This is a genomic window from Marinobacter sp. LV10MA510-1 (assembly GCF_002563885.1).
GTDB lineage: Bacteria > Pseudomonadota > Gammaproteobacteria > Pseudomonadales > Oleiphilaceae > Marinobacter.
Map to the genome: position 1 here is coordinate 721,343 of NZ_PDJA01000001.1, position 18,867 is coordinate 740,209.

The following is an 18,867-nucleotide window of genomic DNA, read 5'->3' on the forward strand; positions in this document are numbered from 1 at the left end:
GCATCGCAAATAATCAGTCAGGCTCGATATCACCATCGCTTTTCAAGTGACCAGTGATCGTATGTCTCATCATGACCTTGCTGAAATAGAACTCTGCCTTGCCCGCATAGTCATATCAGATGGGCAGAACACCGCCTGCGTGCCCTGAGCACCTTTGCGCCGCATTCAACCCTGGATTGGAGCTTCCGAATGAAAAAGTACCTGGCACTTTCTGCTCTTTTCATCGCATTGCCCAGCTACGCACAATTAGCCCCCCAGCAAGGAATCAGTGGTGAAATCTCATTGAATGCGGGTGTTACGTCCTCAACCTCCAATTTTAATACCGAAGGTGACGCAACAATCAATTCGCTGGAAAACAAGGCACAAAGTGAGTCACAAAGCCTGATAGCACCGCTCGGAAACATCGCTTATACCTTTGGCAAGCAACTCAGGCAGCAGATTTATTTTGGTACCTCAAGAGAAGATATCGCGGTGGGAACCTTGGCGATGGAGCTGGGTTATAAACATGAGCTCAGCTCGGGCACTGTTGTGGATGTGTCCTTTTTACCAACGGTGGTATCCGGAGAAACCTGGCGAAACCCATATCAGCTCAACACCGCTCGAAGGGAGACCGACATCACAGGCAATGCCTACCGCCTGAAGCTTGAGAGCATCTCAGGTTCCAACTTCAGTCTGGATCTTGCCTACGCCACCACAGATGTTGAAGACGACCTCAACGCCGGCACTGACCTGGCGCGCGATGCTGAAAGCTACTATGCCAAAGGCGGTTATCGCTTCACCGTAGCGCCCACCAGCTTTCTGACACCTTCGGTCACTTACATTCAACATGATGCCGATGGCAGTGCAAACTCGTTCGACTCTTATGGCGCCGATATCAGCTGGTTTAATATTCTGGGCAAACACAGCCTGGTGTTAACTGCGGGTTACGCCAGGCGAGATTATGACAGTGCGAGCACACTGTTTAATAAAACGCGATCAGATGATGAGTTTAGCCTGTTTGCGGCTTACGAATACCCGGACTTCATAGAGTGGAAGGATTGGTCGTTTATTTCTTTTGCCGGCTATGGCGACACCCAATCCAACCTCATCTTTTACGATGAATCGTCTTACCTGCTTGCAGTTGGTTTGAACTACAAGTTCTAGTCAGGCTGACTCGTGAAAGACCATCCCCTCGGAATTTCATTGGCGCCGTGCCTTTAAAGTATTGAAAGATTTGATCATATTTAAAGAATGCCTCTGGCACACACGCCATTGAAACAAAACTGTCATGATCATGACCTATGCTCAGCGTGAACGTTTCGAGAGGTAGTTCACGTTATGCGTCTTACGGTCCGTCAGCGCTTAGTAGTGTTTTCTGGGTTTTGTTTAATCGCTCTTGCCGGTCTGACATGGCTTTCTATGTCAGTAGTGCGGGAGGCTGAGGAGGCGACGGATCGACTCGTGCGAGAGCAGATGTCGGATGTTTGGCTGCTCACCGATCTGGATCGCAGCCACCGCCAGCTCAAAGATCTTTCCTACAAAATTAAAGCCCAATTGTTGCTGTGGGATGAGATCAACGCACAGTTTGAAGAAACTTCGGCAGCGATAAAGGCGCAATGGCAGTCAGCTCTTGAGAACCCGCGCCTGCAAAGTTGGGCTGAGAAGAACATGGCGGCCCATCAGGCCGTTTTAAGTCTGCTTGTGGCTCTGAAAAAACCTATCGACGAAGCCAGTTATTATTCGGCCGGTAAAGTGGTGGACTTTCAGCTTTATCAGGCCCTTGATCCCATGCTTGACGATATTGATGCCCGGCGCTCGGTTGGCCGCCAACAGGCGGAGGCAGGGTCGGCCGCGCTGGTCGAATTTCTCGACCAGCAACAGCACTTCCTGGTTGCAGGCTCCCTTATTGTTTTGCTTGGCGTCCTGCTATTGACGTACTGGCTCCGCCGCACGGTGACCACAAGGCTTCAGTTGATTGCGGAACGCCTCCGGTCCATGGAAGCCGCTTCAGACCTTTCCACTCCGCTGCCGATTTCGGGGCGTGATGAAGTAACGGCTGTGGCATTGGCAATCAACGGTTTGATCGAAAAGTTCAAACTGTTCGTGGGTGACGTCACCGACGCTGCGGCCGCCCTACAACAGCGTTCAGCCAATTTGGATGAGCAGGCTGATGCAGTGCAGGCATCTTCGCTACATAACACTCGCCAGATCCACGATGTGGTTTCATCAATGAGTGCTATTACCAAGAGCGCAAGCCGGATTGAGCAATCAGCACAGCATTCCCGAACGCAGGTTACTGGCGCTGTGGAAGGCAACGATGATGTTCAGAACCAGCTGCGCGAGAGTGAGCGTGCCGCTGAACACGCGATTGAGGTTATCAATCGCGTGGCAGGAGCGATTGAGGCGCTTCACGGTTCTAGTAAAAAGATCGAACAGGTGATTGACGTGATCGCGGGCATCGCCGAGCAGACCAACCTGCTGGCCCTGAACGCAGCCATCGAGGCGGCTCGCGCCGGAGAGCAGGGTCGGGGGTTCGCCGTTGTGGCCGATGAAGTACGAAGCCTGTCCCGCCGCACCGGTGACTCCACCAATCAGGTGCGTCAGTGGGTTGGCGAACTGGTAGCCCAGGTTAAAAGTGCTAACGGCTTACTGGATGAGACCCGGGCAGCCGGTGGCACTAACCGGGAGACGCTGGGAACACTCAAGACCCACCTGGTGGCACTTAAGCAAACCTTTGATGATCTCAGCCATTTTACCACTGAGGTAGACGAGGCAATTCACGTTCAACGGGATGAGATTGGCCGGGTAGGGCGGCGCGCGGATGCGCTGGGAGAAAGCTCTCAGGGCCTGGAGGAGCATATCGGTCACACGAAGACGGTGAGCGATCAGTTGCGTGGGCAGTCAGAATCGCTGCGAGCCCTGATTGGTCGTTTCCAGATTCAGGAGGCATAAGTCAGAATGACAGCCGGTGACCAAGCGAGAGAGCTACAGCGCATTATTAACCAGCAGCTGATTTCAACGATGTTTCAACCCATTGTTGACTGCCAGAAAGGAACCGTTCTTGGCTATGAGGTACTTAGCCGGGGACCTTCAGACAGCCCCCTCCATGGGGCTCCTGCATTGTTTCAGGCAGGAGAGCAATGCGGGCAGGTGATTAGCCTGGAGCAGGCATGTCTGCTGGAGGCCGGGCAAAGCTGCATTCGTCACGGAGTCAGTTACCTAGTTTTCGTGAATGTTTCACCGGGGCTGCTGCTACCCACAGAGTTTTCAGAGGATCGCTTAGAGTCTTTGTTGACGACGAACGGCCTCAAGCCGGAAAACGTCGTTATTGAACTATCCGAACGTTATCCGGCGGATAACCCGGAGGCGTTAAAGGCTCGATTGATTGCATTGAAGAAACGGGGTTTCCGGGTTGCAATAGACGACCTGGGCACGGGTTATTCCGGGTTAAAACTCTGGTCTGAAATCCAGCCGGATTTTGTCAAAATTGACCGGCATTTTATACGCGATGTTGATCGAGACTTGGTGAAAAAAGAGTTCGTTCGGTCCGTCATCAACCTCTGTGAGCGGCTGGGGTGCCGGCTGATTGCAGAAGGCGTGGAGACGGTTGCTGAGCTGACGCTGCTGCGCTCAATGGGAATTCATCTGATTCAGGGCTTCCTGTTGGGGCGCCCCAATCCGTTTCCTACTGCCGAATTGTCAGCACTGGACAAGCCGTTGCCCGTCGGCGGAGGCCAGGCGACCTCGGATGCGGGATACCTCGGGCGCTACATCGTGCCACTTGCTCCAACGGCGTCACTGGGCGAGGCCTGGCAGGTCCTGCAATCTTCGCCCTCCATATTTGCGTTGCCCGTGGTGGACAATGACCGGCCTCTCGGTTTGCTGCATAAGTGGCGTGTGATGGAAGTGTTCAGCTCTACCTATGGCCGTGCACTTAATGAGACAAAGCCGGTGTCGAGTTTGACCGCCTACGATGCGCTTGTCGTGGAGCATGACGAATCTTTGGAAGCCGTAAGTCAGTCGCTTTTAGAGGACGACCTTCATTATCTCAAGCAGCATTTCATCGTAACCAGAAATGGCCAGTACATAGGGCTGGGTTCAACCCGGTCTCTGCTTCGTTTGATGACCCGGAGCCGGGTGGAGCAGGCAAGACATGCCAATCCTCTTACTCAGTTGCCGGGGAATGTTCTGATTCAGCAGGAAGCCGTTCGCCGGCTTCAGCAAAACAATCCGTTCACCTGCATTTACTTCGACATTGACCACTTTAAGCCTTTCAATGACTTGCTGGGCTATAGCAAAGGTGATGAGGTCATCTTGTCGTTGGCACGACAACTGTGTGCGGTTTTCAATGGGGATAATGAGTGGGTCGGTCATATTGGCGGGGATGATTTTGTGGTGTTCAGCGACCGACTTGAAATCCGAAAGCGCTGCAAAGAAGTGCAACAGCTTTTTGCTTTAGAGGCAGCGACGCGTTATCCGGAAGCGATACGTCAGGCGGGTTTCATAACCGGTGAAGATCGTGATGGCCAGCCAAGGCAGTTCCCCCTGGTGGCTCTCTCGGCAGGAATCGTTGTTGCAGATAGCAGGGCATTTGGTTCCGCGGCAGATCTGGCAGCGACCGCAGCGGTTGCCAAGTCCAAAGCCAAGAAAGCAATAAGCGGGATCCAGATTGTAAGTAATATTGCGTCTCTAAACGAGACGCCTGATGAACGCAAATTGGCTCTTTTAGACTGACCTGGTTTGCACGGCCCGCCTGGCTTTAGTGCCACAGCCGGGCGTTTCTATACCGAGTCAACGGTAGCCAATAATCTGATCGGCGAGGGCTGTCAGTTCGGCTGCAACCAGATCCGGAAGGGGCACACCAGGCGCTGTCAGAATAGCGTTGTGAGGGCGCGTTAAAAACGCACCACGGCAGCCCGCTGCCTGAGCGCCTATGGTGTCCCAAAGGTGGCAGGCGACCAGGCAAAGGTCTGAGGTCTCGACAGACAAAGCATTGGCGACCAGGCGATAGGTTTCAGGGGCGGGTTTAAATTTACCCGTCTCCTCGATGTTGAAGGTTCGCTCAAAAAAGTGGCTTAATCCAGCCTTTTCCAGCGGGGTGGGCGAAGCGCCGCTGGCCGAGTTGGTCAGGGTTACCAGTCTGAAACCTGCATCGCGCAACCGGATAAGAGCTGGAATAGCGTCCGGATGTGCCGGCATTGTACTCATCCGCTTTTTCAGCTCCGCAATATCGTCATCCCCGATGTCCACTTGGTGAATGTCGGCGGTCATCCGCAGTGCGCCAACGCCAAGCTCCCCAAAGGGTGTATAAAGACCGGATAAAGTCATTGTCTGTGAATACAGAACCAATGCTGAAAACCACTCTCTCAGCACCTGCCGGTCGCCGAACACGCGATGAAATAAAGGCTCCAGGGTGGTTATATCGAGAAGTGTTTCATTCACATCAAACACGATAATGGATGGAAACTTCTTGTCGGGCATGAGCATTCTCTTTTGGGTTGCAGTATTAATCGCGGAGACTAGACATCAGTTCATGGCCAGTCGGGCATCTGTGCGTTTACAGCTTAAGAATTCAGACGTTGCCAACCACTCGGGATCCGGGTAATAGGTAAACAGATACTGGTTTTCTTTCAGGCTATCGATCAGTTTGATGGCCACTTCCTGGCGAACCGCAGGGCAGCCGTGGCTGCGCCCCAGGCGCCCGGTTTGTTCTATGAAGTTCTCGCTGACGTAGTCGGCACCGTGAATCACGATGGCCCGCTGGTAGGCCAGATCGTTTACACCTGCCTCCAATCCTTTCAGGCGCAATGAGTAGCCGTTGCGGCCGTGATAACTGTTGAGCGTGCGAAACAGGCCAATACTGGATTGATAGCTTTCCGGAATGTTCGAAAATGACTCGGCCTCGGCATTGCCGGAGCCCCGGCCATGGGACACTAGTTCTTTAAATAGCAGTTTCTGGCGTTTCAGGTCAAACACCCAAAGCCGCTGCTCGGTGGATGGCAATGAAAAATCGATGACGGCAAGTCTCTCGGCATCGGGTTGGGCGCAGGCCAGCGCACGTGCCGCCAAGCGCAAGACTTGTGGATTGGCTTTTGGTGCCAGCCTTGCCAGTGTGTTGTTGAGGCGAGTTTGCTGGGCTGAAGGCGTTGCGCTATTAGAAGTTGCGGTATTAACGGTCGCGTTTTTTGCTGGTTTGTCGGAGTTGGCGGCCATCGCATTGTGGCCACCCAGAATTATTTGACTACAAAAAGCTGCGCCGAGCAGCCATCGGTTTAAACGTATCATCGGCATCCAGAAAATCCGTATTAAAGGCAGGACCTTACCTGATGTTGGACTGTCTTACTGGTAATGGCGGATCATGCTGTCATTATAAAAGCGGATCATCCGGTTTTCCGCTAGGACCATTATTATAACGATAGAAGCTGAAATAGCCAGATTTCCGCTGGCACATGGAGGAACTGTATGCTGAGGCGCCATGCGCTAAGCTGCGTTTTGTTGATGTTTATATTTTGGCTGGGCGTTGCTTACCAAAGCCTGGCTTCTCAGGAAAACGGCGAGCCAGACGAAGATTTCGTGGCTTACCTATCGTTTGAAACTGAGGATTTGCGCGCTTTTTACGCGGCCAGAGACGGTCGGCTTGTGTGGCAGCACAGTGAATCGGTTGCGGCTTTTGCGGCTGCACTCAATACCCTGCAAAGTGATGGTCTGAATGTAGCCGACTACCAACCCGGCGCCATTATGGCGCGTTATCGTCAACTGCAGACACCTTACACAACAGCCAGTGACCGCCTGCGCTTTGAGCTGTCGCTGAGCCGAATCCTGTTGACCGCGTTGACGCACCTGCAGCGCGGCAAAGTGGACCCATACCAGATAGATCCTCAGTGGGAAATACCGATTATGGCGCGCCCTCTGGATTATCCGGGAATTTCCGAGGCGGTAGATGCGCAGCGTTTTGAACAGGCGTTTTCCCTGGCACGGCCTTACCCGGCGCCTTACCAGCGCCTGCGTGCAGGGTTGGCATACTATCGCAACATCCAGATGGAAGGCGGCTGGCCGCAGTTGCCGCAACGACGTCAGTCACTAAGGCCGGGGGATGTCGACGCCGACGTCCCTCTGCTGCGCCAGCGATTGGCGATGATAGGGGGCGCGGACTTACAAAACGACATGCCTGCTGGCAAGCCCGAAGAACAGACTGCGAATCTTCTTGGATACGATGAAGCCCTGGTAGAGGCCGTGCGTCTTTTTCAGCAGCATCACTTGCTGGAGACAGACGGTATAGTGGGTCAGCAAACACGAGACGCTTTGAATGTGACTGTAGGCGAGCGTATTGACCAGATTCGAGCCAATATGGAACGTGCCCGCTGGTTGTTACACGGTGAAGCCAGCTCTTTTATTCTGGTGGACATTGCCGGTTATCGCATCAGCTACTTTCGCCCCAGCGGCGAAATCTGGCGTTCGCGGATTGTGGTTGGCCAACCTTACCGCAGCACGCCGTCGCTGCGCTCTGAAATTACCCATCTGACCGTTAACCCGACCTGGACGGTGCCGCCGACCATTTATCGGGAAGATTCATTGCCAAAAATTCGCGACGACATTGATTATCTGTATCGCCAGAATATGAGCGTGCTTGACCTCCGGGGGCAGCGCCTGGATCCGCAACAGATCGACTGGTGGAATCCCGGTAGCATTATGCTGCGCCAGGGCCCGGGCCCGATGAACGCGCTCGGGCAATTGGTTCTGCGTTTCCCCAACAACCACCTGGTGTATTTGCACGATACGCCTGCGCAGGCGCTGTTCGGGCGCCAGCAGCGGGCGTTCAGCTCCGGTTGCATTCGGGTCCAAGGCATAGCGGAGTTGGCACAACTGCTGTTTGACGACACCGACACGGCTGCGGATGTGAACGCATTAATAGCGACTGGAGACACTCGCAACATTAACTTGCGGCGCACGATGCCGGTCATACTGCATTATTGGACGGTACACCCGGGCGAAGACGGCGAGCTGGTGTTCCGCCCGGATATTTATCAAAAAGATGCCAGACTGCAGAAAGCGCTCGACCAGCCTTTGGAATCACAGGGCTGGTTCGAGTTTAATCATTGGACGCCAGGTGAGTCCGAATCAGGTCCGCCAGCTGACGTGCCGGTTCCGATGGCCGGCCAATAGAGCGATGCAGGGCGATTTCAACGGATTGTAATGCCGGCATGCCGCTGCGCTCGTCAATCACCCGCAGTTGGTCAGTTAGCATATTGCGGGTCACCACAACCACCGCCAAACCAGCCACGACAACCGGTAAAAGTCCGGTCATGGACTGGCTGGAGTAGGCCATACGCCAGCTCCGGCCCGCCGAGGCCAGCGACGCTTCAGCAACATCACGAAACACGTCTGCGCCGGGCGAATAAAGCGCCAGCGGTATCGGGTCGGCCAGTGATGGTTGCGCGGTGGCGCCAACGGCCCATACAAGCGGTTCGCGGCGAATCACCTCACCGCCCGGTGAGCGCACCTGGCGCGTCACCACGGCCATATCCAGGTCGCCGTCTTGCACTTGCTTCACCAGATCGACGCTAGAGCGACAAATAACCTGTAATTGAATCGCCGGATACCGCTGACTGAAGTGCGATAACACAGACGTCAGCAGAAAAGCGTAATCCTCGGGAATACCCAGGCTCAGCTCGCCGGAGATCTGTCGGCGCTGCACGTCGTCTACCGCTTCGCTGTTCAACGCCAGCATTTTTCGTGCGTAACCCACCAGCTTTTGCCCCTCTGCTGTCAGGCGAATTTTACGCCCTGCGGGTTCGTGCAGGGCAACGTCCAGTGATGCCTCCAGCCTTCGCAGTTGCATGCTCACAGCCGATTGTGTGTAAGCCAGGCGTTCAGCCGCCGCGGTTATGCTGCCGGCGTCGGCAATCGCAACCAGCGTGTGCAACATGTTCAAATCCAGAATGCGCCGTCTCAATTCATCAATTCCTGTTAGGTCATCAATCAAAAAATGTCGATTTTGTGATGTATTGAAAGTGTATAGGGTTAGGTCCTGCCTTGCTAATTCAGCAGCGCCAAGGGAGCACTAACCGTGAACAGCCACACCATTGCCCTGTATCAACCGCTTTACCTCAGCGTTTTTGCGGCGCTTGTTGCCGTTGTTCTGTGGGCGATTGCGCCGCTGCTGGTGGATATCGCAAGCGCAGTTCCGCCGTTTCGATTGGCGACAATTGCTTTGTTAAGTGGTGCTCTGGCAGCTTTGCCCACGACGTTGCGCAAGCGCAAAAAAGCGCGAACGGAAGCCAGGCAGGTGGCGCTGTCGCTGAAGTGGAAACTGGTGATTTACGGATTGGTGCCAGTGCTGATTTTTGGCGCCGTGGTCGGTTATCTGGCGGGCATGGGCAAGGCGCCCGCTGCGGAGGCCGCGTTGATTACTTATACCTGGCCCATACTGTTTATTGTGCTTAGCCAATGGATGTTTCACCGGCGCATTCCATTGCCAGTCATCGTCGGGGCCGGTATTGCATTTTGTGGCGCAGCGGTATTGATAGCGCCTGATTCCCTGAGTGCGGGCGCTAGCGAACATTATGCCGGGTATGCACTGGCACTGCTGGCGGCTTGTTGCTGGGCATTGTATTCGTGGATTTGTCAGGCAGCTCCGGTAGCAATTGCACCGTTGATGCCATTGTTGTTTCTGGTTGCAGGCGCCGGCGCGGCAACCGCTGACACTTTGGCTGGAAGCACGCCGGGAATGCCTTCCGGTGGCGCCTTGCTGGCCGGCATTGCTCTTGGCCTTGGGCCTTATGGGCTTGCTATGGTGGCTTGGGACCTGGCTCTGCGCACCGGGCCTACGGCGTTGATTGGCAGCTTGGCCTATGCGGTGCCGGTATTGGCCGCGGTGCTTTTGGTTGTTGCGGGCATTGCCGCCCCGGATTGGCGTTTACCGGTGGCGGCGTTACTGGTCGTTGCCGGCTCGGTGGTGGCGTCTATGAAATCTGGCCACCAACAACCGGCCTAGAGCTGGTCAACTTAGAGTTAACCCTATTGTTTGATGGCTTCAAAGCCAAAGCGCAGGGTGACTTCGTCGCCCACCATGTCGCCATCAAGGCCGTAGGTCATGCCCCATTCGCTGCGTTTCAGGCTGGTTTCGGCGCTGATGCCCAATGTGTATTCCTCGTGCCCGAACGGATAAACCGCAGATTTGTTGAGCGTTACGTCTAACACAACCGGATTGGTCTGGCCGAGCATGGCCAGGTCCCCGGTGACCTGGCCGGTGTTATCGCCGGTGGCGCTGAAATCGGTCACGGTGAAAACGATGTCGGGGTGCCTGGAACTGTGAAGGAAGTCTTTGTTGGTAACGTGCTCATCGCGCTTTTTGTGATTGGTGAATACGCTGTTGCTTTTGAATATCAGCTTGCCGGAACTGAGCTCACGGGTTTCCTCATCGTAAACAAAGTCTCCTTCTATCTCGCGGAACATTCCCATCACCGGAGCATAGCCGATGTGCATGATTTCAAATACCATGGAAAAGTGCTCGTTATCGACCTTGAAGTTGGTCGGCTCGGCGTGAGCCAGCGGGGCTGAAATCAAGCAGGCAGGCATTACAACAGCGGTAGCAATACGGCGCCAGGATGGGACAGTGACGCCGGAAGTAGGTTTTTTTTCAGTGTGTTTCATGTGGTTCTCTCCATTATCTTTTCCGTTGATAGAGCCAATATACATCCAGAAAAAACGACCAGGTTAATAGTAATAGCGCCGTTGCCAGCGACACGCTGACAAGCAGGGAAGGCGCTGGCGGCACAATCGCCACCATGAGCGTGACAATCTGCCATACGCACACTGTTTTGCGGCGAAAGCTCGGCGGTAGCGGCTGGTTCATCCAGGGCAGAGCCCAGGCCGCCGCTACAAATCCATAACGCATCAGGCCTAGCGCCAGCACCCAGGCGCCGGCTTTGCCAATGGCGAAAACCATCAGACACAGACCAAGAATAAACAGGGCGTCCAGTTCCATATCGAATCTGGCGCCGAACTCACTGGCGCTGTTGGTGCGCCGCGCGATCTGGCCGTCTACGCCGTCCAGTATCAGCGCCAACAAAGCCGCAACGGCATACCACCAAAGGCTGTTAACCGACAGTTCAGCACCCGCGGCCATAGCGAAGGCAACGGCAACCAATACAATGATTATGCATCCGCGCAGCAGAGTTGCCCGGTTGGCCCAGCCAAAGTCCTGGTGTGGCGGCCAGCGTGTGACCACACTCGCCACAATGGCACCATACAAAACGATAGTTACCGCGGTGGCGAGTGCGACTGCAGCTGCCTGAGTGTTCGCAACAGGCGAAATCACCAGTGCAGACAAAACCGCCAGCACTCCGGCACTCCACAGCAGATCCATCCATGGCGCAAGGCCTTGCGCCCGCGCTTGGGGTGCTGAATTCATCAGTGAACTCCGTCAGTAATTCTGTAGACTGTCTTGCATTTATTATAGACACAAGGAGCACTGGATGAGTTCCACAAATGATGGCTCATCGCACGCAGCGACACGGGCATTCTGGATTACCGCCGCTGGCGAAGGGAAAATACTGGACACTGTGCTGAATAGTCCGCCAGGCACGAGTGCAGGTGTTAAAGACACGGAGGTAACCGTGCAATCGTTGTACTCCGGTGTGAGCCGTGGCACCGAATCTCTGGTATTTCACGGACGAGTGCCCGCCAGCGAGCACCAGAGTATGCGCGCACCTTTTCAGCAGGGAGAATTTCCTTGGCCGGTGAAATACGGCTACGCCAATGTTGGCCGGGTTACCAGTGGTCCCGAGGCGCTAGCCGGTAAGACCGTATTTTGTCTGTACCCCCATCAACAGAGTTATAAAGTGCCTGCTGCGGCCGTTACGCCTTTGCCGCCGGGTTTACCTGCTGCTCGTGCCGTATTGGCAGCCAATATGGAGACCGCCGTAAATGGCCTTTGGGATGCCATGCCGGGCGTGGGCGACCGCATTGCGGTGGTAGGCCTGGGTGTTGTTGGTTTGCTTGTAGCCTGGTTAGCCAGCCGCATACCCGGAACCCACGTCGTCGCTCTGGACACCAACCCTGGTCGCGAAGCGGTGGCGCGTAAGCTGGGCCTGAACTTCGCCAGCCAGAGCAGCTTTGATGATTTTGACCTGGTGATTCATGCCAGTGGCCAAAGCGCCGGCCTGGCGACAGCCCTTGGCCTGGCCGGTCCGGAGGCAACGGTGGTGGAAATGAGCTGGTACGGCGACCAGCCCGTCAACGCACCCCTGGGCGCGGCCTTTCATCCCCGTCGCCTGACCCTGAAATCCAGCCAGGTGGGTGGAATTAACCCGCTCCGCAAGCCGCGCTGGGATTATCGCCGGCGCCTGACGCTGGCTCTGGAATTGCTACAAGATCCGGTGTTGGACGCTCTGATCAGCGCCGAAACCCCGTTCGAGCAAATGCCGCACACCATGGCGCAAATTCTCGCCCCGGGTGATGATACGTTATGCCATCGAATTCGTTATTAGTCATAGCTCTTTACAGATAGCTCTGCACATTATGCTTTGCCAAAGGAGATTTAAATGTACAGCCTGACCGTTCGCGATCACATCATGATTGCCCACAGTTTTAACGGCGAAATTTTTGGGCCGGCCCAGAAAACTCACGGTGCCACTTATATTGTCGACGTTAGCTTTGAGCGTAAGACGCTTGACCATGACAATTTGATTGTCGACATTGGCCTGGCTTCAGAGCAGCTGAAAGCACTGCTGGCGGAGTTCAATATGAAAAACCTGGACGACGTGGAAGAGTTCAAAGGCCGCAACACCACCACCGAATTTATGGCAAAGGTCATATTTGAACGACTTGCCGCGGCGATTCGAGCCGGCCAACTGGGGGAGTCAGGCAAGGGTGTTGAAAGCGTTAAGGTAACCTTGGCCGAATCCCATATTGCGTGGGCCAGCTACCATGGCGACATTTGAATCCAGCCACGAACTGCTGTTTGTTGTACCGGGTGATCCGCAACAGAATACCGGCGGGTACCGCTACGTGCGCGAGTTGGTAAACGCGCTGAACAATGCCGGAACCAATACCCGGTTAGCGGGATTGCCAGGCCAGTTTCCGCAACCCGATATGGTGGCGCTGACTGCCATGAACGAGTTGCTTGCGAGTGCGGCAGAACAGTCCTGGGTGGTGCTCGACGGACTTGCCATGAGCGCCATGCCAGACATACTGGAAGCACACCGGTCACGGCTGAATCTGGTCGCGTTGATTCACCATCCGCTGGCCGATGAAACTGGCCTGAGCTCGCAGCAGCAAGCGTGGTTCTTTGCCGCCGAAAAGCGGGCGCTGGCGGCGGTGCCCCACGTTGTGACCACCAGCCGCTTCACCGCAGAACGCCTTAAGGATTTTGGCGTATCGCCAGACCGCATCCGCATCGCCGAACCGGGTGTCGAAAAGCGTGCTTTGGGTGCGCCGGAACACTCTGCCGGTGGCACGGTTGAGGACACAAAGACGATACGGCTGTTATGCGTTGCGCAACTGTCGCCGCGTAAGGCCCAGCATCAGTTGGTAGAAGCCCTTTCCGGGTTGAAAGAGCTACCCTCGTGGCAGTGCGTTCTGGCGGGTGCCTGTGATCGTGATCCGCACTACGCCGAGCAGGTGCGCCGGCAGATTCAGCAGGCTGATTTGTGTTCGAGTATTACGCTGACCGGCGAAGTGGACGGCGATGCGCTGGCAGCACTTTACCGCAACGCCGATATCTTCGTGTTGCCGTCGCTGTACGAAGGCTATGGCATGGTGATTGATGAAGCACTGGGTGCCGGTTTGCCGGTTATTTCCTCCAACGGTGGCGCTTTGTTGTATACCGCCGATCGCCGCGGTGTTGCGATGTACAACGCGGGGGATGTGGCAGCGTTGCGCGAACGTTTGCGTAACTGGATAACCAACCCTGCCGCTCTGGCCCAGGCCCGCCTTAGTGCCGACTCCGAGTCGCGGCTTGTGCGCACCTGGGCCGATACAGCCGCGGCCTTTACGGCCGCGCTAACCGACTTTCAAAGCCATCACCCGGATACCGGGTTCAGCGCTGACTGGCTCAGCCTGCGGCAGCCGGCGGACTATCAGGCGCGGTCGCAAGACATCAACACCAGGCTGCGTGACTGGCTACAACAGCAATCGGGGGACGAGGTTGGGCAACACCTGCCCACCTTGGTCGATCTGGGTACCGGGCTGGGGTCCAATGCCGGGTATTTGGCTAAGGTACTTGATAACCCGCAGAAATGGCTTTTGATCGATCAGGACACGGGTTTGTTGGCAGCCGCAACGGCGCGACTGGCGCCGCTGGGTCTGAACGTCGAGACCCGGGCTTTACAGCTGCTACCACACACGTTTGCCGGGCTATTACCCGCGAATACACGCCTGGTGACCGCATCGGCGCTGATTGATCTGGTGTCGGCCCAATGGCTGCAGGCGCTGGTAAAAGAAGTAGCGGACGAACGCGCGGCCCTATTGGTTGTGCTGAGCTACGCCGGACGCTTCGAGTTTAGTCCGCAGCACCCTGAGGACGACCTGTTGCGCACACTGGTGAATCAACACCAACACGGAGACAAAGGCCTGGGAGCAGCACTGGGGCCAAGTGCTACCGCAGCGCTGACCGCAGAACTGCAAAAATGTGGCTTTGAGGTGCACATTGCCGCCAGTGACTGGAAGCTGGGCGTGGATTTAGGTGCAGGTGAAGAGCATGCCGAACTGGCGCGCCAACTGATGCACGGCTGGGTCAATGCCGCCATCCAGCAGGACCCGGATCTGAGCGCACGCTTAAGGGGCTGGCTTGACGCCAGAGAAGGGCAGCTGGGCACAGGGGAGTTGCGCATTACGGTGTGCCATGAGGATCTGCTCGCGTTGCCGCCAAGGGCCGGGTAGCCGATATGTCTGCTACGGCAAAAACGGGCGCGCGGGGCACCGCTGCCTGGCGCTGGCTGGCGAGTGCGGCTTTGCTTGGCGCACTTTTCCTGCTGGTGGATACCACCGCCCTGTGGCGGGAGCTGCAACGAATTCCGCTCTGGGTGGTACTACCGGCCGTTGTACTGAGTGCGGTTCAGGTTGTCATTTCTTCCTGGCGCTGGCGTTACACTGGCAAACGCCTGGGCTTGAGCATCGGCTTAGGTGATGCGGTGCAGGAATATTACCTGGCCACGTTTATAAACCAGGTTTTGCCCGGCGGCGTGCTTGGTGATGTGAACCGAGCGATGCGCCACGGCGCCAAAGCCGGCAAGCGACAAAAAGCGGCTCACGCGGTGGCGATTGAACGGTTGTCTGGGCAGCTGGTTCTGGCGCTGGTGGTTGGCCTGGGCCTGGCTGTGCTTTGGCAGGCAAACGTGTTCAAACCGTCGCTGGCGGACTCTTCTGCTGCAATCGGCTGGTTGCCCACTATTTTGCTGCTGGCAATAGCGGGCGGTTTGCTGTTGCTACGGCGTTACAGCGCACGATTCAAATCTTACCTTCTGGCCTTGCGTGATGATGTGCGCCAGGCTTTGTTCAGCTGGCCAGCGTTGCCGCTGCAGTTAATATCCTCGCTGTTGGTTATGGCCAGCTATCTTGCGGTGTTTTTATTGCTGGCGGTGGCTGCGGATTACGTTAACGGCGCCGCAGCGGCGGTTGTGCTGCTGGCGCTGTGTACGGTGCTATTGCTGAGTATGGTCGTACCACTGACCGTGGCCGGTTGGGGTATACGCGAAGGGGCCGCAGCTTTGTTGTGGCCGCTGGCCGGGTTACCGGCAGAGCAGGGCGTAGCGCTCAGTGTCGGCTACGGTGCGTTGGTGTTTATCGGCAGTTGTCCCGGCGCCCTGGTGCTGCTTAAAGGCCGCCGTGGTTTACCTTGAACTCCAGAGCGAACAGCATATCAGATCCCAGACTGACCATGGTTGCCCTGGGTCGCAGGGCGTCGTCCAGATGATCGATTTCGGGCAGTGTAAACGCCGGCCGACCGCTACCGATGATCATCGGCGCCACCATTACGTGCAATCGGTCCAGCAATTGCGCGTTCAGAAATGACGACACAGTCACTCCGCCACCTTCTATAAATATTTTGTGCAAACCAAAATCCGCCAGTACCGCCAGTATCTGCGAGGGGCAAACGGGTTGCTGGTTGTGACCCAGGCACGGAACTTCTAAAACACCCCGTTTTAGCTTGGGTTTCGGGCCGGATTGGTAATCGCCAGCGACCAGCCGCAGTGTTGGTGCTGCGTTGTCGGTAAACAGGTGATGGCTGGCGGGCACACGGCGGCGGCGGTCGATAACCACCCGTACCGGATTGTCACCAGAGGTGCGTCTGACCGTAAGCTGGGGGTTGTCGGCCACGGCCGTTCCAGCGCCCACCACAACCGCGTCTGATAACGCCCTTATGCGATGTAAATGGGTAATGCCATCGTCACCATTAATGAATCGTGAATGGCCACTCACCGTGGCAATACGGCCGTCCAGGCTCTGGCCTAACTGGCCGATAACCGATGTGGTCTGGCCGTCTGCCAGTGGGCTTGCCAACGGAAGAAACAAATCAAACAGCCGCTTTGCGTGCTCGTTGGCAGGGCGCAATAAACGCCAGTTTCCGCCGGCTTCAGACAACGCAAGTGCGGGTGCTGTGCCGTTTGGAACAGGCAAAATAACGTCGGCACAATCCCGAGCCTGCAGGATAAGTTGCCAGGCTGAATGGGTGTCCAGAAGTGGGGAATCCATAGCCAGTCTATTCATAGCCACTCTATCCATAGCCAGTCGGTCCGGTTGCTTTGGCTGTATCTAAACAGGGAAAGCGTGCAAGGTACACCCAACCAGGCTAAATAATGCCGGAACTGCGCAAAACAAATACCCCGAGTGTAACGGTCACGCTGGCAAGCAACGTGGTCAGCCCGATGATGTTTGCGGCCAGGCGGTCGTTCCCCCCCAGCGCTTTGACCATCACAAAGCTGGCCGCTGCCGTCGGGCTGGCAAAAAACAGGAACATCAAACCCAGTTCTGCGCCGCGAAAGCCCCAAAGCCATGCCGCCAGAGTGGCTAGTGCTGGAATCGTTACCATTTTCATCAGGCTGGCGCCCATGGCCGTGCGGCTGTCGGTGCGAATGGAGCCCAGTGATACGGTGGCGCCAATGCACATCAGTGCCAGCGGCAAGGTGAGAGACGCAAAGTAATCCCCCGATGTCATTACCCAGGCGGGCAGTTCCAGATTCAGCGCGGCCACTGGAATGGCAATAACCACCGAAATAATCAGCGGATTGTGCAGAATGTCGTGGAGGATTTTGCCTGGGCTGGCGCTTTGGCCGTGTTGATAGGCTAGCAGCACCACCACCGACAAGATGTTGTAGGAAATAATCACCAGGCCCAGCAGAATGCCGCCGGCAGACAAACCATAATCGCCGTACAGATTGGCCGCCAGCGCCAGCCCTACGATGCCACAATTACCGCGGAATGCTCCCTGCACATACACGCCGCGGTCTTCCCGGCGAACGCGGAAATGCGCCCACACCCAAGCCAACCCAAAGCTGCCAAGGGTCGCCAGTAAAAAGAACACGAGCAAACTGGGGTTCAGGGCGATACCCAGGTCCGCCCGGATAATGCTCAGAAAAATCAGCGTTGGCAATGTTGCTTTGAACACCAGGCCAGACGCGGTATTGACGAACGCGTCGTCTATCCAGTTAACGCGGCGCAGCCCCATGCCAATAAAGACCATAATGAAGACGGGCAGTGTCGTTTCGAGGGTTTGGGCAAATGTGTTCAGCAACTCCATGGCGGTGCTTTCCTATGATTCAGAACAGGCCGGCCTGTTGAATGGCCATATACGGAAGGGTGCCTGCAGCAATAGAAAGCAGAGCGTTACGGCGCCAAAGGTGAATCAGCACCACCAGAGCGCCGGGGATTAGAGCATCCAGGCCAACAACGGGTAAAGACCATGTCGCCGAGCGTTGTAAAAATACGATAGCCAGCAACGCCATAACAGCGGCGGGTAAATAGCGCCCCAGGTGTTTGATGAGGGGGTGCTCAGTGTGGCGCTCGAAAAACACAAACGGAATGATGCGGGTGGCGAACGTTGCCAGTACCGTTACTGCTATAAAGCTGGACAGGTAGTAGTTTTGAAACAGGTTCTCAGCCATGGGTTGCCTCCCCGCTGCGATTGCGGGCCAGAGCGTCTCTGTGCCGGCGGTATTGCAGTAACAACACCAGTGAAACGATCACAATGGCTCCGATGAGTTGGTGCGGTGCTGGCAGAACGGCCATAGCGACCCCGGCGGCCAGAGCACCCAGCCAGAGCGGAAAGGTTTCGCCCAGCGCTTTGTACTGCTCAATGGTTAACACGATGAACAGCGCGATCAACGCAAATTCAATGCCGGTGCTGTTGAAGGCAACGCTGTGACCCAAAAACCCACCGGCCGCGCAGCCGACCACCCAGTACAACTGGTTCAGTAGGGTAATGCGGAAATCCGTATGCAACTCCTGCTCGCGGCTCTGGGTGCGCTGGCGGCTGGTGAGCAGCGAGTAAGTTTCATCGGTCAGGCCGAATATCAAATACAGCTTGCGCCAGCCGGCGCCGCGAAATTGGCCCAGCAAAGACAGGCCATAAAACAGATGTCGGGCGTTCAGCACAAACATCGCAATAAACACTTCCAGCAATCCGGCATGGGCGGCCAGCAAACTGACAGCCAGTATCTGCCCGGCACCGGCGTATACCAGCACACCCATCAGCGGGGCTATCCACCAGGGATAATCAAGCTGAGTTGCAAACAGTACGCCAAACGCCATGCCCAGCGGCAAATAGCCAAACAGGATTGGCAAGGTGAGTCGAAACGCAGAGGGAGTCATTAGCATCCAAACTATTTTCAGGGGCGGCAATGATAATCAATTTAAAGCGCAGATTGAAGAACCAAAAAACCGCGACGA

The 18,867-nt window shown here is 56.0% G+C and carries 18 protein-coding genes; 9 read left to right on the forward strand and 9 right to left on the reverse strand.

What is annotated here, in order from left to right:
- The first annotated feature begins 189 nt into the window (after window positions 1-189).
- The 3 genes from ATI45_RS03415 to ATI45_RS03425 all read left to right on the forward strand — a co-directional run bounded on the left by ATI45_RS03415 (window position 190) and on the right by ATI45_RS03425 (window position 4,713).
- Window positions 190-1,143, forward strand: coding sequence for a DUF2860 domain-containing protein (locus ATI45_RS03415; protein WP_098418283.1), 954 nt, complete (start codon window positions 190-192; stop codon window positions 1,141-1,143).
- Between the two features lie 297 nt (window positions 1,144-1,440).
- Window positions 1,441-2,931, forward strand: coding sequence for a methyl-accepting chemotaxis protein (locus tag ATI45_RS03420; protein WP_098418284.1), 1,491 nt, complete (start codon window positions 1,441-1,443; stop codon window positions 2,929-2,931).
- Between the two features lie 6 nt (window positions 2,932-2,937).
- Window positions 2,938-4,713: a bifunctional diguanylate cyclase/phosphodiesterase gene (locus tag ATI45_RS03425; RefSeq protein ID WP_098418285.1), complete on the forward strand. Its 1,776-nt coding sequence runs from the start codon at window positions 2,938-2,940 to the stop codon at window positions 4,711-4,713.
- A 57-nt stretch (window positions 4,714-4,770) separates the two neighbouring features.
- On the opposite strand, the gene ATI45_RS03430 is transcribed toward ATI45_RS03425, so the two are convergent.
- The gene (locus tag ATI45_RS03430) at window positions 4,771-5,460 is read right to left on the reverse strand and encodes a haloacid dehalogenase type II (protein WP_098418286.1); all 690 of its coding nucleotides are present in this window, start codon (window positions 5,458-5,460) and stop codon (window positions 4,771-4,773) included.
- 45 nt (window positions 5,461-5,505) lie between these two features.
- A complete protein-coding gene (locus ATI45_RS03435) occupies window positions 5,506-6,270 on the reverse strand; it encodes a murein L,D-transpeptidase catalytic domain family protein (protein WP_098418287.1) in 765 nt (254 codons plus the stop codon).
- Window positions 6,271-6,441: 171 nt separating this feature from the next.
- Between ATI45_RS03435 and ATI45_RS03440 the strand changes: the two genes are divergently transcribed.
- Complete coding sequence (locus ATI45_RS03440) at window positions 6,442-8,142, forward strand: L,D-transpeptidase family protein (protein WP_098418288.1); 1,701 nt, start codon at window positions 6,442-6,444, stop codon at window positions 8,140-8,142.
- Here the strand turns inward: ATI45_RS03440 and ATI45_RS03445 are convergent.
- The gene (locus ATI45_RS03445; RefSeq protein WP_098418289.1) at window positions 8,069-8,932 is read right to left on the reverse strand and encodes a LysR substrate-binding domain-containing protein; all 864 of its coding nucleotides are present in this window, start codon (window positions 8,930-8,932) and stop codon (window positions 8,069-8,071) included. The two genes, ATI45_RS03440 and ATI45_RS03445, sit on opposite strands and share 74 nt — an antisense overlap.
- A gap of 114 nt (window positions 8,933-9,046) precedes the next feature.
- On the opposite strand from ATI45_RS03445, the gene ATI45_RS03450 reads away from it, so the two are divergent.
- Entirely contained in the window at window positions 9,047-9,973 is a 927-nt protein-coding gene (locus ATI45_RS03450; protein ID WP_098418290.1) for a DMT family transporter, read from the forward strand.
- A gap of 23 nt (window positions 9,974-9,996) precedes the next feature.
- Here the strand turns inward: ATI45_RS03450 and ATI45_RS03455 are convergent, their stop codons facing one another.
- Both ATI45_RS03455 and ATI45_RS03460 read right to left on the reverse strand, forming a co-directional pair.
- Window positions 9,997-10,632: a YceI family protein gene (locus tag ATI45_RS03455; RefSeq protein WP_098418291.1), complete on the reverse strand. Its 636-nt coding sequence runs from the start codon at window positions 10,630-10,632 to the stop codon at window positions 9,997-9,999.
- Between the two features lie 13 nt (window positions 10,633-10,645).
- Window positions 10,646-11,392, reverse strand: coding sequence for a CDP-alcohol phosphatidyltransferase family protein (locus ATI45_RS03460; protein WP_098418292.1), 747 nt, complete (start codon window positions 11,390-11,392; stop codon window positions 10,646-10,648).
- A 64-nt stretch (window positions 11,393-11,456) separates the two neighbouring features.
- Here ATI45_RS03460 and ATI45_RS03465 point away from each other — a divergent pair, with 64 nt between their 5' ends.
- From ATI45_RS03465 to ATI45_RS03480, 4 genes are read left to right on the forward strand one after another with little or no spacing between them, the layout of a single operon-like run.
- The gene (locus tag ATI45_RS03465; protein WP_098418293.1) at window positions 11,457-12,470 is read left to right on the forward strand and encodes a zinc-dependent alcohol dehydrogenase; all 1,014 of its coding nucleotides are present in this window, start codon (window positions 11,457-11,459) and stop codon (window positions 12,468-12,470) included.
- Between the two features lie 54 nt (window positions 12,471-12,524).
- Window positions 12,525-12,923 carry a 6-pyruvoyl trahydropterin synthase family protein gene (locus ATI45_RS03470; RefSeq protein WP_098418294.1) on the forward strand — a complete coding sequence of 133 codons (399 nt, stop codon included), beginning with the start codon at window positions 12,525-12,527 and terminating at the stop codon, window positions 12,921-12,923.
- On the forward strand, window positions 12,910-14,862 hold the full coding sequence (locus ATI45_RS03475; RefSeq protein ID WP_098418295.1) for a glycosyltransferase family 4 protein: 1,953 nt from the start codon (window positions 12,910-12,912) through the stop codon (window positions 14,860-14,862). The genes ATI45_RS03470 and ATI45_RS03475 overlap by 14 nt, the downstream gene beginning before the upstream one ends.
- Before the next feature lie 5 nt (window positions 14,863-14,867).
- Complete coding sequence (locus ATI45_RS03480; RefSeq protein ID WP_098418296.1) at window positions 14,868-15,821, forward strand: lysylphosphatidylglycerol synthase transmembrane domain-containing protein; 954 nt, start codon at window positions 14,868-14,870, stop codon at window positions 15,819-15,821.
- Here the strand turns inward: ATI45_RS03480 and ATI45_RS03485 are convergent.
- The 4 genes from ATI45_RS03485 to ATI45_RS03500 all read right to left on the reverse strand — a co-directional run bounded on the left by ATI45_RS03485 (window position 15,796) and on the right by ATI45_RS03500 (window position 18,789).
- Window positions 15,796-16,695: a RibD family protein gene (locus ATI45_RS03485; protein WP_416376674.1), complete on the reverse strand. Its 900-nt coding sequence runs from the start codon at window positions 16,693-16,695 to the stop codon at window positions 15,796-15,798. The two genes, ATI45_RS03480 and ATI45_RS03485, sit on opposite strands and share 26 nt — an antisense overlap.
- 76 nt (window positions 16,696-16,771) lie before the next feature.
- Window positions 16,772-17,719, reverse strand: a complete 948-nt coding sequence (locus ATI45_RS03490; RefSeq protein ID WP_098418297.1) for an AEC family transporter — start codon at window positions 17,717-17,719, stop codon at window positions 16,772-16,774.
- A 19-nt stretch (window positions 17,720-17,738) separates the two neighbouring features.
- Entirely contained in the window at window positions 17,739-18,083 is a 345-nt protein-coding gene (locus ATI45_RS03495) for a branched-chain amino acid transporter permease (RefSeq protein ID WP_098418298.1), read from the reverse strand.
- On the reverse strand, window positions 18,076-18,789 hold the full coding sequence (locus tag ATI45_RS03500) for an AzlC family ABC transporter permease (protein WP_098418299.1): 714 nt from the start codon (window positions 18,787-18,789) through the stop codon (window positions 18,076-18,078). The genes ATI45_RS03495 and ATI45_RS03500 overlap by 8 nt, the downstream gene beginning before the upstream one ends.
- Between the last annotated feature and the right edge of the window lie 78 nt (window positions 18,790-18,867).